Genomic DNA, 15,159 nt, shown 5'->3' on the forward strand with positions numbered 1-15,159 from the left:
AAAGATCGTTTTACAGTAAAACGCGGTTGCTCATTCGGGTCTGGGCCGTTAAACTAAAGGGAGCGGCGTTTGCTTGACGGACAAGTCATGAGAACGCCATTTTGTTGTCAAGGATGCGGCATATGAGCCGCTTTCGGATGTCAGAATCGGATCGGACCAAGCTGGTGGAAAAACACCGGTGATAAGTAAGGAGTCTTTACATGAGTGTGCAAACACCTACTATTGAAGAAGCGCAGGGTCTCCTGCAAAAATATTATGGCTACCCCGACTTCCGTGAGGGACAGAAAAAGATCGTAGCCAGCCTGCTCGAACGTGAAGATACGTTGGGTATTATGCCAACCGGGGGCGGTAAGTCGATCTGTTATCAGATCCCCGCTCTGTTATATTCGGGTCTGACACTTGTTGTCTCCCCGTTGATCTCATTGATGAAGGACCAGGTCGATGCGTTGACGACCGCCGGAATTGCTGCCGCGTATATTAATAGTACACTGAGCGGCAAAGAAGTGAATGATCGCATCCGCGCGGCGCAGCGCGGTGAGCTGAAGTTGCTCTATGTCGCGCCTGAGCGACTGGAGCTGGATTGGTTCCGCGAGGAGATGGGCTATTTGCCGATCTCTTGCGTTGCTGTGGATGAGGCCCACTGTGTATCACAGTGGGGGCATGATTTTCGGACAAGCTACCTGGCGGTAGCGCCGTTTGTGGACAGTTTGCCGGAGCGGCCGGTGGTTGCGGCCTTTACGGCTACAGCGACGCCCGAGGTCATGGGCGATATTCTGCGGCTGCTGCGTTTGCAGGACCCGCAGACATATGTGACCGGACTTGGGCGGGATAATCTGGCGTTTAGCGTGCTGCGCGGCGAGAGCAAGAAGGATTTTGTCCTGAATTATGCGCGCGAGCATGCCAGCGAGCCAGGGATTGTATACGCCGCGACCCGTAAGGACGTGGACGATCTGCATCAGCGTTTGTTGCAGGCGGGATTGCCCGCTGGACGCTACCATGCCGGAATGACGGACGATGAACGGTCCCAGAGCCAGGAAGCTTTTTTGTACGATGATATCCGAGTGATGGTGGCGACCAATGCGTTTGGGATGGGGATCGATAAATCGAACGTGCGTTACGTAATTCATAACAGCATGCCGAAGAACATGGAGGCATATGTACAGGAAGCGGGACGTGCGGGCCGGGACGGAGAGCCAAGCCAGTGTATTTTGCTATTCGGGGCACAGGACATTATCACCCAGAAGTTCCTGATTGAGCAGAATCCGATGGAGGGCGACCGCAAACAGAACGATTACCGGAAGCTGCAACAGATGGTGGATTACTGTTACACGACGCGTTGTCTGCGCAGTGCGCAGTTGGATTATTTCGGTGAGGTGCATGACGATACGCCTTGTGGTATTTGCAGTTCCTGTACGGATGACCGCGAGCTGGTAGACATGACGATTGATGCACAGAAAATATTCAGCTGCATTCACCGCATGCGTGAACGGTATGGTGTATCGCTGGTCGCTTCGGTGCTCAAAGGCTCCCGTGCCAAAAAGGTGCTCGATTACGGCTTCAACTCTCTGCCAACCTACGGCGTGATGGGTAATCGGACAGAGCGCGAGATATCGGAGATCATCAACGTGATGGTATCGGAAGGGTATCTGATGTTGTCCGAGGGACAGTATCCGGTTGTTCGTTTGCAGCCCTTGGCGGTGGAAGTACTTAAAGGCCAGCGTGAAGTGATGCAGCGTGTCGTCCGCAAAACAGCGGCGACGGCTTCGGGTACGAATTATGGTGGACGTCGTGGTCGTGATGCGATGCCATCTGCAGTCAACGAGACTGTATTCGAACAGCTTCGTCTAATCCGGCGTGATTTGGCGGCGAAAGAGCATGTGCCATCGTACATTATCTTCAATGATGCGACTTTGCGCGAGATGAGTGTGGTGTGTCCACAGACAGAACGTGACATGCTGGATATCAAAGGGGTCGGTGAGGTCAAGTACCGCAAGTACGGACTGCCGTTCCTGGAGTTTTTCCAGAAGCAATCGGGCGAAGAAGTGGATACGGATGATGATGCGTTTTACGAGTATGAGTAGGTATAAGCAGGTATGAGTGAGTATGATCAATTATGAGCGAGTGTGGCTGGTTGGGATAGAGTGTGAATTGTTGTTACATTCGCGCTTTCAGGTCTTTGAAGTTCATTACCGTGAAGTTTAATTGTTTGAAAAGATGCTATATATGTATCCAGAGGATATCTTCAAACCTGCGGAAAGCCGGAGCATAACTGCGTGTCAGGGGCAGAACATGGAGCGGGAGCGCTAACGAACCTGTGACCTCTTATTCAGGGATTTGAAGCGCCCGCAGCAATCTAAGGAATCTGAAACTCGCTGATATTCCTTTAACGTATCTCTTGCCTGGGTTTGTAAACACACTCTAGTAAGGTTCGATGGTTTGTCCATGATCCGGGGGAGTGTCCGGCACAGAGTTCGAGGCTAAAACCTAAAACCTAAAACCTAAAGGCTCAAGGCAGTAAGATTTGGATATCGAATTGTGGATGGAATGCGAATGAGGTCTTTTACAAGTTGAAGTTGAGTTTGAAGTTGATTATGGTGTCTCTGTGGTGTGGACAAAAGACAGTGGATTGTCTTTCAAAAGGTGGACATGGGCGTTAGAATTGGCCGACAGTAGATTGTACAACATGTAGTTTGATTGTATGTGTTTTATACTGTATGTTGTGGTTTTCGTTTGACGGGGTGTATATGTCTTTTTGAAAAGAGTGTCCACTCTTTGAAAGACAAAAGTTGGATATGTCCATGAGACATGGAATGGCTAGTTCAAAAGAGGTTTAGATGAACAGCGTCCGAGGTAGGATGGCTGTGCAGCTTTACTTTTACCAAAAAAATATGGTCTGGGTGTCCAGGCAAAGGTTGTGAACCATGAAGGTTATTCTTTCTACATTAAATGCAAAGTACATCCATACCTCCTTGGCCTTGCGTTGTCTAAAGGCGTACAGTGAGAAGGATTTTGATATTGACCTGGCGGAGTATACGATTAAGGACCCGGTGATGAACATTGTGTCGGATCTGTATCAGCGCGGCGCGGACGTGATTGGGTTCTCGTGTTACATCTGGAACATTGAAGAGACGATCAAGGTCATTGATAATCTGAAAAAGGTTATGCCGAACGTGAAAATTCTGCTGGGCGGACCGGAAGTGTCCTACGATACGGAATATTGGATGAACCGGATTCCCAATGTGGATTTCATCGTGATGGGTGAAGGGGAAGAGACGCTGCATCAGCTTTTGACGGAGCTGGAGGGGAGTAAAAAGTTCCACTTTGTGTATGGACTGGCGTATCGCAAAGGGGAAGAGGTCATTCTCATGCCAGGACGGCCGAAGGCGGATCTGAACGATCTGCCGTCACCGCATCGATTTGAAGAGGATATTCCCGATCTCGGGAAGCGTGTTGTTTATTTTGAGACCAGCCGGGGCTGTCCGTTCAGTTGTCAGTTCTGTTTGTCCAGTATTGAGGTCGGCGTGCGGTATTACGATATTGAGCGGACGAAGTCAGACATTCTGTACCTGATTGAGAAGGGCGCGAAGCTGATCAAGTTTGTGGACCGGACGTTCAACATCAAGCGGGATTATGCGCTCGAAATGTTCAAATTCCTGATCGAGAATCATCAGGGGACGGTGTTCCAGTTTGAAATTACGGCGGATATTATGCGACCTGAGGTACTCGACTATCTGGCAGAGAATGCGCCGCCGGGCACATTCCGGTTCGAGATTGGGGTACAGTCCACGAATGATCCGACGAATGAACTGGTGAAACGCCGTCAGAACTTTACCAAGCTGAGTCGTACCGTGAACAAGGTGAAAGCCAGTGGCAAAATCGACCAGCATCTGGATCTCATCGCCGGACTGCCGGAGGAAGATTACAATACGTTCCGCAAGACGTTTAACGATGTGTTTGCACTGGGGCCGGAAGAGCTTCAGCTCGGATTCCTCAAAATGCTGCGTGGTACAGGTCTCCGTCTGGATGCGGAGAAGTACAACTACACATACATGGATCACGCGCCGTATGAGATTCTGGGGAGTGACGTGCTGCCGTTCAGTGACATCGTTCGCCTGAAGCGGCTGGAGGATGTGCTGGAGAAATACTGGAACGCACACCGGATGGACCATACGCTAAAGTATCTGATGGAGCAGGAGTTCAACTCGCCGTTTGACTTCTTCCAGGCGTTTGGGGATTACTGGGAGGGTCAGGGTTGGCAGAAGATCGGTCACCAACTGGAGGATCTGTTTACCCGTCTGCACAGCTTCCTGGAGTCGCGGAATACGCCGCATATGGATATTGTGCTCGGCTTGATGAAGCTGGATTATTTCCTCGGTCACAAGTACAAACCACGCAAAATCTGGTGGGAAGATCCGCTTCAGAAAGACCAGTGGGCGGGTTATATGAAAACGTTGGCTGAACGTCCGGAAGACGTTCGTCTGCCACGCGTTGCCGGTGCCGCAGGCTCGGCATGGCTGGAAAGCAGCGGCACGGGTGCGAGTGCCGCTGTGGGAAGTTCGGCTGCTGCCGAGGAAGACGCTGCCGCAGATGCGGCGGGTGTAATCGGCAGCGAAGCCGGGGTTGCAGCGTCGCTCACTTCGGGCGACGCAACAGGGTCCGCCGCGGATGGAGCGGCGGACGGGGAAGACGGCAACGCTTCGCGTGCGTTGCCGATGACCTCGGCCATGACCGCACAGACGGTCATGGGAGCCCGTGCTTTCGCCGACCTTGGTCTCGGCGAAAAGGAATTGCAGAAGCACACCGTATTGGATGTGCTTCCATTCCGGCTTGAGCGGGTGCTTGCTGGCGCCAGCCCGCTTGCCGCGAAAGGCCGGACGCTGCTGGTCGTTGTATACCAGCAGCATGAAGGGCAGCAGGCGCAGTATTACACGCTGCCTCTGGGAGAAGAAGCCGCTGCCATGTAGGTGCAGCGGCTTTGGGTTAGCTGCATGGTCGGTTGGCGGCATGCAGCGGGAAGGAGCGCCACGGCTTTAGCGTCGTGGTGCTACAATGCTGAGCACCGCGATTATTCCGCGCGGTGCCCCTCCATGAGGTGCTGCCCGATGGGCGCAGCATCATACCCTTACACGGCTTGCCATTTCATAAGCCGCGTCAAGCTTTACCTTTTACAACAGCATAGTTCCGAAAGCATCGGAAGGTCATTAGATTCCCCTATGGGATGAGAATGGTCTTCTTTTTTTTGTTTTCCAAATTCAATAGAATTTACATGTCCAATTGAGTCAAAGAAGAGTTTTATGAAGGATAAAACAGAAGCTACCATCATTTCAACCAAAGGTTCGGCTGATTCATTATATGTTCAAATTCCTTATAATACTGTGCATATTCAGCGCATCCAGTGTCCATGCATATTGTTTGAGTTTGCTTGAGCGAGGAGCTTCCCATTCCAGTGTAAATCAGACGAAGCTGCCCAATGTCATGTCTGAAAAAGAAGTTGCTCAATTGCTTAAATGCGTAACTAATCTCAAACATAAAACGATTCTGTATCTTACCTATTCGGCTGGGCTTCGTGTAGGCGAAGTCGTTCGTCTACGCTATAGCGATTTGGATATCGAGCGTCAGACACTTATCGTAAGACAGGGAAAAGGCCATAAGGATCGGAGAACTCTTCTTTCTACTCTTGCTTGGGAAATTGTGCAGAAATACATTGCTGAGTATAGACCCAATCGTTGGCTGTTTCCAGGGCAATCTTCGGATCGTCATCTTACTGAGCGTAGCGTGCAAAAGGTTTTTGAAGAAGCGAGACAAAGAGCAGGCATTGTAAAAAAGTTTAGTATTCATGCCTTGAGGCACTCATTTGCTACTCATTTACTGGAAAACGGAACAGATCTGCGCTAAATTTAGGAGCTACTTGGCCACACGAGTGCAAAAACAACGCAGTGATATACGCATGTTAGCACGAAAAATATTCAGCGGATTCAGAGCCCGCTGGATCGTATGGACATGGGAGATTGAGCCTCTAAATAGTTCTCCCTTTTCCACCAAATTTTTCTTCGCAAATATCACCGCATAGGTTATCATATACGTAGTTCACATATTACGTTGAAAATGTGGTATTTACGAAGTACATAAATTAGACGTTATCTGAAACCTGTGCAAAAAACCTTGAAAGATGTGAATAGAATGGATAAGAATTCTAAAAGATCATTAGTGATCATTCTTCATGAAATATATGGAGTCAACGATCATATAAATTATTACAAGGATGTTTTGACTAATGAAGGATATGATGTGCTTATTCCAGATTTATTGAACAAAGAATCTTTTTTATATGAAGAAGAGGATCAAGCGTATCATTTTTTTATGAATGAAATTGGTTTTAATAAATCATTACAAGAAGTTATACGATTGATTAAAACAAATAGAAAGAAGTATGATCTGATTTATATATTTGGTTTTAGTATTGGAGCAACAGTTGCTTGGATGAGCAGTGAATATGAGATAGATGGAATAATTGGATTTTACGGATCAAGAATTAGAAATTATACAGAAGTCGTACCCAAATGCTCAACGTTATTATTTTTTTCAAGTAATGAAAAATCATTTAATGTGATCGAATTAGAACAAAAATTGAAGAACAAGAAACATACAAAGATAGAGATAATAAACGCATTACATGGATTTATGAATCCTTTTTACAAGAATTATAATTTAGAAGAATCTAAAAGATGTATAGAGAAGTGCATAGATTTTCTTAAGCGAATCGAAGAAGGGACAGGCACCAGATAACACTGTATTCACGCTACGTCGCTATCGCTCCTTGGTCCGGACCGATGCAGGAAGAAGCGGTTTCGAAGAAGTGGACTCAGTATCAGTGAAGCACATTCAGCCGGACAACCTTGCACTGCACTGCCTAACCATGTCGCGGCCGTTCCCTTCGGTCACATAAGGCAGTGAAGGTTCGTGAATACAAGAACGTTAGGCGAAATCGCTCGGAACATATATTTAAGGGAGTTATTCAATGAAGATATCAACTATTAAAATACAAGAAAAACTTAGGGAGGGTTATCCCGGCCTAATTATCTACGGCGATATTATTATCAATGACACCTCATTACACGAATTAATAGCACATGAATATGATTTTGTTTCATGTTTAGGTTGGGGAAATAAAGAATTTCAGGGACAACAAATAAGAAGATTATTACTACAGGACCATTCTGATTTTCCTAATAATCGTAATTCAATCTACATATGTCCGGCATGTGCAGACTTGGGTTGTGGTGCAGTAACGATAGAAATTGAAATAACAAACGATATTGTGAAATGGTCTAAATTTGGGTCACAAGATAATATACACAATTCTATTGAGTATTTTGATAATATTGAAGAATTTCATTTCAATCTTGATGAATATAGAGAAGCGTTGATAAATTCAAGAGGAATTGGATCGTACAAGTGGCCTTGGGATAAAGAGTGATTGTGGAAGTAGATCAGGAGAAGCGAGATCGCCTAACAATATATTCAAGCTGCGGCTCCTTTAGAGCCTTGTCTGCGGGATGGATTTCGGAGAGGAATTTCAGCAGACAACCCTGTTGGGATTCATGAATACAGGAACGTTATACGACAGTACGAAGCAAAGGGTGTAAGTAATGTCATTATTCACATTACAAAAAGCAATGGAATACGCCTCAAAAGATGATGTGGAAACATGGATACATTTATTTTTACAAGATGAAGGGAACAATGTTGCCTTATCTGAGGGCTTACAAAAACAAAAAAGATATTGGGTAGGACCTATTGAAATGAATATTTCAGATGTAACCAGAGTAGTAGGGCCTGAATCAGAAATGGAATATATGGAAGACCAAGAATGGTGGAATTTTAAAATAACACAAATCGGAGAGCGATTAAAGCTAGGTTGGGATATGCCGCCCTTAATTGCAGAAAATCGAAATGGGATCTTTAGTATAAGAGACGGAAATCATCGATTGGGGGCATTAGAGAAATTAAACCATGAGACATGTACTGTGATCATTTGGGATGATCACAGTATTGATAATATTATGGAAGTTCTTCAAAGCAAACGAAATGGGTAGCTTATGGTTATGTGGATAGACAAGGAAATGAAGTGTTTAACGAAAAAGCAAAAGATAATGAAAGAATAGGTGTAAGTAACTCAAAGTACCGTCGTATAACACCGCATTCTCGCATAGGGCTGGCGCCCTCGGTCGCAGACGTGGGTTCGGGGAAGTGGTTGCTGCGACAACCTCTTGCGGAGGTTCGTGAATGCGAGGAACGTTATAGGATCGATTGAAAACTCAAAATCGAACAGTAGATTGATAGATACTATGAATGTGAATAGACATTTGTTTTTGATTCTGATCCAAGAGGACTTGATTCTGATTTAACTGTTGAACATCTTGTCTAAGGGCTTGAAGTTCTTGAAGGATCTGTTTAAGAGTCTGTTCCACAAACAATCCCACCTTTCATGAAGATGATTATAACATGGATACACAGATTGAAAAATAAAAGAAAATTGAAAAACGAGATAAAAGGAATTGGATAAAGATTTAAATCCTTGAGAATGATCAGGGCGTGTAAAGAATTTCGAAGAAGAACGATCCATCCTATAACATAATGTTCACGCTGCGGACATACGTCCTTGGTCCGGCATTCGCCGGGTCGTGAATACAGGAACGTTATGAGAAATTATTGCAAGCAAAATCAAGATAAATAATAATCATTAAAGGAGAAGCCTAGATGAAGATTGCAATTCTAACTGATATTCATGGTAATTATCCGGCATTGAGTGCGGTATTCTCTGATATTGATTTCCGTGGAGATATCGAACATACATATTGTCTGGGTGATATGATTGGCATTGGCCCTAACTCCAACGAAGTGCTTGAAGAGATAATGAATCGAGAGGATGTAACGGCGGTTTCAGGTAATCATGAAGAAGCGGTTTTAAAACTACTGCAAGGGAAGGATACCTTGCCGGGTCATGAAATGATCGCTGAACATCATAAGTGGATAGGTAGGTATCTTAAAAAAGAAAATATCAAGTTTATAGAAAATCTCCCTCAAACATTAGATGTTGAAGTAGGAGGGCAAAAAATATTAATAACCCATTATCATATGAATAAAGAAGAAAGAGAAGTAATAGATGAGAACCCTTCAGGATTAGAATTAGACGCAAAGTATAAAGGCTCACCTTACAATCTCGTTTGTTTTGGTCATCATCATCCAATCCATTACTTCAAGACAGATCAAAGAGTTTATTTGAATCCTGGAGCTTTAGGTTGTAATGATCATGCGATTGCAAGATACGCGGTAGTAGAACTGCAAAAAAGAACAATCAGTATTCAACTTATAGGAACCACATATGACAATAAAGCATTTTTGGAGTCCTTTGAGCAGTTAAATGTTCCAGACAGAGAGTTTATGATAAAAGCTTTTCATGGGAACCAACTTGAGAGAGATTTCAAAGATGGAAATAACATCTCATAACATAATATTCAAAGCTGCGGTTCCTTACAGAACCTAGGTCTGCTGGATGGATTTCAAGGAAGCGTTTCAGCAGACACATCCGACTACGTCGGACGTCATGAATACAAGAACGTTAGACGAAAGGACGAAGCGAAAATGACTAAAGAAAAAGGTGCAACTATGACTGAATCTAAGAAATTGTCGATTCCCGAAATAAAGAAAGCGTTAAAAACCTACGATAAGGAATCTTTAATATCAATTCTTATGGATTGCTATAAACAAAGTCGAGATGTGAAGAACTACATTCATGTGCTCCTGAATCCAGAGGAAGCAATTGAAGAGCTATATCAGAAGTCTAAGAATCAAATATTACATGAGTTTTTCCCTGAACGTGGTTTTGGGAAAATTAGATTGTCAGTTGCCAAGAAAGCAATCACAGAATTTAAGAACTTAAGCAATGACGAACTTAGAACTATTGATTTGATGATTTATTATGTAGAAATGGGAGTAGATTTTACAAATACATATGGAGATATTGATGATCAATTCTACGATAGCATGATATCAATGTATGGAAATGTAATTAACAAAATCCAGGGGAAAGCAGGATTATATAATCAATTCAATAAAAGGCTTGGAGCAATCGTAAAGAATACTCAAGGAATAGGCTGGGGATTTCATGATGAGCTATCTTATTTATTTGGAGAAATATTAACGGAATTTGAAGAAGATTAATGATGTGTGAGTATTTCTAGGACTCTTCGTCTAACAACATATTCACGCTTTTCAGGCAAGCTGCCTCGGTCCTGCTGAAGTTAGATTAGGATTCGGGGATGCAATTGGCAGTAGCAGGAAGCGAATTCAGCCGGACACATCCGCACCACCCGACCGCGTCGCGGCCAGTCGCTTCACTCCTTTAGGGTGGTGGGACGTCATGAATACGAGAACGTTATAAGAAAGTCAGGTAAGCCTGGATAATCTTAAAAAATATTATATTTGGGGGATTACAAGATGTATGAAATAAGAGAAATGACGATTAACGATTATGAGATGTCAATAGAATTATGGCAACGCACAGAGGGCATGGCATTAAGTGAAGCTGACTCTAAAGAATCAATAAATTACTATTTAAACAGAAACACTGGTATGAGTTTTGTATGTGTAAATAAGGAGCAAGTAATAGGGACAATATTGTGTGGACATGACGGTAGAAGAGGATATATTTACCATGTTGCAGTTGATCCAGAATTTCGAGGTGAATCTCTGGGAAAGAAATTAGTGCTAAGTAGTTTAGAGAAACTTAGATTAGAAGGAATTGGTAAGTGTCATATCATGGTGATAGCAGATAATGAAATAGGTAATGAATTTTGGACAAGAACAGAATGGACTAAAAGAGATGGGATTTTACTATATTCAAGCAATACATAACAAGAAATTAGAAATAATAAATCCTAACAACATATAGAAGGGCATTTTTGTATGTAATTTCAAAGAGACCTGACCATCACATAACAATGTGTTCCCACTGCGGAGCATACGCCCCTTGGTCTGCAGGAGGAATTTCGAGGAAGTGATTCAGCAGACACACCTGCACTGACTAACCGCGTCGCGGCCGCCCCTACGAGGCTTAAGTCAGTGACGCGTCGGGAACACAACAACGTTATACGACAGAATTATAACAAAATGAGATCTATTAAAAATGAATGGAGATTTATGATGAAATTAACAATGTATAATTTGATTAAGTGTGGATTTTTTTAAGATAATCTACCATCTCAAGTATTCACAAGTATTGAAATAGCAGATTTTCTTAAAAATAATCCATCAATCATAAATTTGAGCTCAACAAGTTTAAAATCTAAAAAGATTGAGTCTACTCCTTGTTTATTTATTTCAAGTTACAAGAGTGATCTTGAAAGAAGAATTATAGCTCTCCCTCATATAGATTTGTATCTTATGCTGTGCGAAGCTATTGAAAAACATAGAAGAGTTATAGAATATAAGCTTCGCCAAAATCAACATTCGTATTCTAATATCATTGCACCTAATCAAATCAGAGGATACAAGGTCTTTTCCAGATTTATGAAGAATTATCATGACCGCACTATTTATTCTGCTGGCTACAAGTATCTTTTAAAAATTGATCTTAGTAAATGCTACGAGAACATCTATACGCATAGTCTAACATGGGCTTTATATGGTAAGGAAAATTCAAAAAATGAACTTAAAAAAAGTCCATCACAAAGAAATCCGACATACGCAAGTTATGATGAGTTTGACAAGTTGGTTAGATCTATAAACAATAATGAAACTAAAGGTACTCCAACAGGTCCTTAAGTTCTCGAATTGTTTCGGAAATTATTTTAACCTCTATTGATGAGATTTTAAGTGGGAAAGGGCACCACTTTAAGCGCTATGTGGATGATTACAACTTCTATTTTAGAACTGAAAGTGAGATCAATGAATTTATCCCTCTACTTCAAAATACACTTTATGATTATAAACTGCACATTAATACTGAAAAGACACAAATAAGTAAATATCCATATCAGTTAAACCAAGACTTTACCAAAATTTTAAAAGAACATGATTTTTCTAAAGACGGATACTTAAAATATATAGAGAGAATGATAGAACTTCACCATAATAACAAAGGTGTTCTGAAATACGGTTTGAAAATTTTAAGTAGTCACACTATTCCGAATAAAGAGAAGAAACTTGTCTTCTCGCACCTAGTTAATATAATTTTATCATTCCCCAATATGGCGGAATATGTACATAATGTAATACTTAATAATAGCTTCACTTTTGATAGATCCATACAACAGAATATAAACAACATATTAGCAAGTTGCCTTAATTATAAACATGAACTTGAAACCATATGGCTACTTTGTGTAATGGGCTCTCTTAATATGGAGATTGAAGTGGAGAATCTTGTTAATATTATTGATCATGCTGAACCATTATCTACAATTATGGCTTTAAACTATGTTCGCAAGAAAGGTTTGAATAGAGAGAATGAAATTAAAATTAGTAAAAGTCACTTAAAATCTAAACTGAATAATGAAACTATCTACGGAGATAAGTGGATTCTCATATACGAAATCAACAGAAATCAATGGATTACAGGATTAAAGCAAATGCTAAATCAAAGTAGACTTTTAACGGAGGCATTAAGTAATAATGTGCGTTTTTATCTTAGCCCCTTTAATTAAATGGTAAATACACTAAATAATATGAATTAAATCATGTGGAAATTCCGTCGTATAACATAATACTCACGCTGTGGACATACGTCCTTGTTCGGGCATTGGCGGATACATCCAACTGTGTTGACGTTATGAATATAGAAACGTGTTTGAAGTAAAGATTCCGATCAGATGAGAATTGATTATAGATGGCGTTGTTCTTGAGAAGGTCGCTATATAAAGCTTCAATTCGATTACGAATCAACGAATCAAGTAAGACTTCTAAAGAATTATGCATAAATGATCACCGTCCGTTATGTTTTATTTTACGAATGAAAATTTAATTTATTGAATATTATTTTATTATAATGAATTTTTAAGTCAAGACATAGCAAAGATATTTTTGATTAAGGAAATATACTTTCATATAATAAAAGAAAAATTCAATTCGGATATGAAGGGATACCAGATGATAAGTTATAAACCATTTCAAAAATTATTGATTGACAAGGAGATTAAGAAGCAAGATTTATTGAAAATGACGGGGATTTCATCGGCAACGATGGCAAAGCTCAATACGAATGAGTATGTATCGTTAGAAGTAATTGATAAATTATGTACGGCATTGGGATGCCAGCCTGGAGATCTATTGGAGCATATAGAAGATCAATGATGGGATAAGAACAACTGCTGGTTACTCGATGATGAGCTTCCGTCGTATAACATAAATATTCAAGCAGCGGCTCCTTCGGAGCCTTGGTCTGCGGATGGATTTCGGGGACGAATTTCAGCAGACAACCCCTTCGAGGTTCATGAATACGGGAACGTTATTTGAAACCATTGAAACCTGTAAATCAACAACAAGGAGAAAAATAATGTACGTTATAAGAGCTACACAAAAACTGCTAAAAGAAATGGATTGTAAAGTACAAAAAGTAGATATATCTGTTCCGTTAAATACATGGCATGCCAATATGTTCACTTTGAATAGAAGAAAAACAATCGTATTCATGAATGACTTATCAAGATTAAGTTTAACGATCGTAGGAGTTAAAAAGGCACAATTAAAAAATGTAGAAGAGTTATTCGTTAATGAACTAAGAAATTATTTAATGAGTGAGGAAATCGAAGAAAAAGTAATCAGCAGGTATATCGAAGAAAATGAAGGTATGATTATCACAACTACTGATAATCGAAGTGTGATAGGAACATTAAATGAAATTATCTATACGATGAAAATCATAGAGCGAGAATTTGTTGAAGGAATAGAAAGAAATCAATGGAATAACCGATTCATTTATAAAGCTATAAAATACGAGTATCCCATTGAGGTGTTCAAGAAGGAAGTGGAAGAAAAATACAGAGGATAATGAAAGTAAGAGCAAAGAAGCAACGGAATCAGATAACATAATATTCAAGCTGCGGCTCCTTCGGAGCCTTGGTCTGCGTGAAGGATTTCGGGTTAGGCAGATATGCAGAATACTTTGCAAAGATGGAATTTGCATCGTATGGTTTAGAAGTATTTAGTTCCGAGGTAGAAATTAAAACATTTATCAGTTGATTCTCGGAGGGGGATAACATCTTATAACAATGTTTTCACGCCATGTGCATCCCCCCTGGTGTCCGACATTTGTCGGACACACAGCATGCGCTGGGTCGTGAATACAGGAACGTTATAGGAAAGATCAAAAACACAAAAAAATAAAGTCACTCAAATTGAATGACTATAAGTTGTCATTGTCTATTAAATTTTTCGAATTCAGATTCCAACCGAAATATGGGTTTGTTTAAAGTTGCAACCTCAGAATCTTTGTCTGTAAAGTTATGATGAATTTTTTCTAAAAGAGCAAAAATGTCTTTAGGTTGTCCATTCTCTAGTCGAACAGTAGATTGAATTTAAAGAGAAGAGTTGAGAATGATAAGACCATGTAGGGAGTTTCGAAGAAGATTGATTCATCGTATAACATAATATTCAATCGGCGGCCATGAGGTGTTGCCCCATTGGGCGCAGCATCTCATCCTGACGCGGCTTGCGATTGTATAAGCCGCGTCCCGTTTACTTTTCAAAAATAGAGCATCATTTAAATCGGAGAAAACAACATGATATAATCAAAGTAAAACGGATCCAGGCAGGGGGAGTTAGAAAACATGGATGATTTTACGAAGAAGCGGATACAAAAGATTATGGACCATTACACCGAAAATGCTGTACCCGATCATGTAAAAAGTCAGATTAAAATCAGCTATAAGATCAGAGGGAATCATGTGACGTTGATTGAAGAAAGACAAGCCTTTCAAAGTGAACAATGGGTACAGATGTCGGTAGCACAGTTCAGATTGGATGAAAAGGCATGGAAAGTGTATTGGCAGGACAGTAAGAGCAAGTGGCATTTCGGCGATGATATCGAACCGAACGAAGATTTTGAAACACAGCTCAAGATCGTGGACGAAGGTCATAACGGAATGTTCTGGGGTTAAT

The 15,159-nt window shown here is 41.5% G+C and carries 14 protein-coding genes; all 14 read left to right on the top strand.

Annotated features, from left to right (window positions below; translation table 11 throughout):
• The first annotated feature begins 200 nt into the window (after positions 1-200).
• Positions 201-2,081 carry a DNA helicase RecQ gene (gene recQ / locus AC1S8V_RS07705; RefSeq protein WP_347388119.1) on the top strand — a complete coding sequence of 627 codons (1,881 nt, stop codon included), beginning with the start codon at positions 201-203 and terminating at the stop codon, positions 2,079-2,081.
• Positions 2,082-2,921: 840 nt separating this feature from the next.
• The gene (locus AC1S8V_RS07710) at positions 2,922-4,964 is read left to right on the top strand and encodes a B12-binding domain-containing radical SAM protein (protein WP_482073113.1); all 2,043 of its coding nucleotides are present in this window, start codon (positions 2,922-2,924) and stop codon (positions 4,962-4,964) included.
• 511 nt (positions 4,965-5,475) lie between these two features.
• Complete coding sequence (locus AC1S8V_RS07715; RefSeq protein WP_482073114.1) at positions 5,476-5,895, top strand: tyrosine-type recombinase/integrase; 420 nt, start codon at positions 5,476-5,478, stop codon at positions 5,893-5,895.
• A 285-nt stretch (positions 5,896-6,180) separates the two neighbouring features.
• The gene (locus AC1S8V_RS07720; protein ID WP_482073115.1) at positions 6,181-6,786 is read left to right on the top strand and encodes a dienelactone hydrolase family protein; all 606 of its coding nucleotides are present in this window, start codon (positions 6,181-6,183) and stop codon (positions 6,784-6,786) included.
• A 232-nt stretch (positions 6,787-7,018) separates the two neighbouring features.
• Positions 7,019-7,477: a hypothetical protein gene (locus AC1S8V_RS07725; RefSeq protein ID WP_482073116.1), complete on the top strand. Its 459-nt coding sequence runs from the start codon at positions 7,019-7,021 to the stop codon at positions 7,475-7,477.
• A gap of 172 nt (positions 7,478-7,649) precedes the next feature.
• Complete coding sequence (locus AC1S8V_RS07730) at positions 7,650-8,096, top strand: hypothetical protein (protein WP_482073117.1); 447 nt, start codon at positions 7,650-7,652, stop codon at positions 8,094-8,096.
• Positions 8,097-8,760: 664 nt separating this feature from the next.
• Entirely contained in the window at positions 8,761-9,510 is a 750-nt protein-coding gene (locus tag AC1S8V_RS07735) for a metallophosphoesterase family protein (protein ID WP_482073118.1), read from the top strand.
• 135 nt (positions 9,511-9,645) lie between these two features.
• Positions 9,646-10,224 carry a DUF6155 family protein gene (locus AC1S8V_RS07740; RefSeq protein ID WP_482073119.1) on the top strand — a complete coding sequence of 193 codons (579 nt, stop codon included), beginning with the start codon at positions 9,646-9,648 and terminating at the stop codon, positions 10,222-10,224.
• A 276-nt stretch (positions 10,225-10,500) separates the two neighbouring features.
• Positions 10,501-10,917 carry a GNAT family N-acetyltransferase gene (locus AC1S8V_RS07745; RefSeq protein WP_482073120.1) on the top strand — a complete coding sequence of 139 codons (417 nt, stop codon included), beginning with the start codon at positions 10,501-10,503 and terminating at the stop codon, positions 10,915-10,917.
• 408 nt (positions 10,918-11,325) lie between these two features.
• Positions 11,326-11,826, top strand: a complete 501-nt coding sequence (locus AC1S8V_RS07750; protein ID WP_482073121.1) for an RNA-dependent RNA polymerase family protein — start codon at positions 11,326-11,328, stop codon at positions 11,824-11,826.
• Positions 11,827-11,870: 44 nt separating this feature from the next.
• A complete protein-coding gene (locus AC1S8V_RS07755; RefSeq protein WP_482074430.1) occupies positions 11,871-12,707 on the top strand; it encodes a hypothetical protein in 837 nt (278 codons plus the stop codon).
• 442 nt (positions 12,708-13,149) lie between these two features.
• Positions 13,150-13,353, top strand: coding sequence for a helix-turn-helix domain-containing protein (locus AC1S8V_RS07760; RefSeq protein WP_482073122.1), 204 nt, complete (start codon positions 13,150-13,152; stop codon positions 13,351-13,353).
• Positions 13,354-13,492: 139 nt separating this feature from the next.
• Positions 13,493-14,050: a DUF6933 domain-containing protein gene (locus AC1S8V_RS07765; protein WP_482073123.1), complete on the top strand. Its 558-nt coding sequence runs from the start codon at positions 13,493-13,495 to the stop codon at positions 14,048-14,050.
• Positions 14,051-14,828: 778 nt separating this feature from the next.
• Entirely contained in the window at positions 14,829-15,158 is a 330-nt protein-coding gene (locus AC1S8V_RS07770) for a DUF3024 domain-containing protein (protein ID WP_482073124.1), read from the top strand.
• The last annotated feature ends 1 nt before the right edge of the window (position 15,159 follow it).

The organism is Paenibacillus sp. B46(2026) (assembly GCF_056786355.1).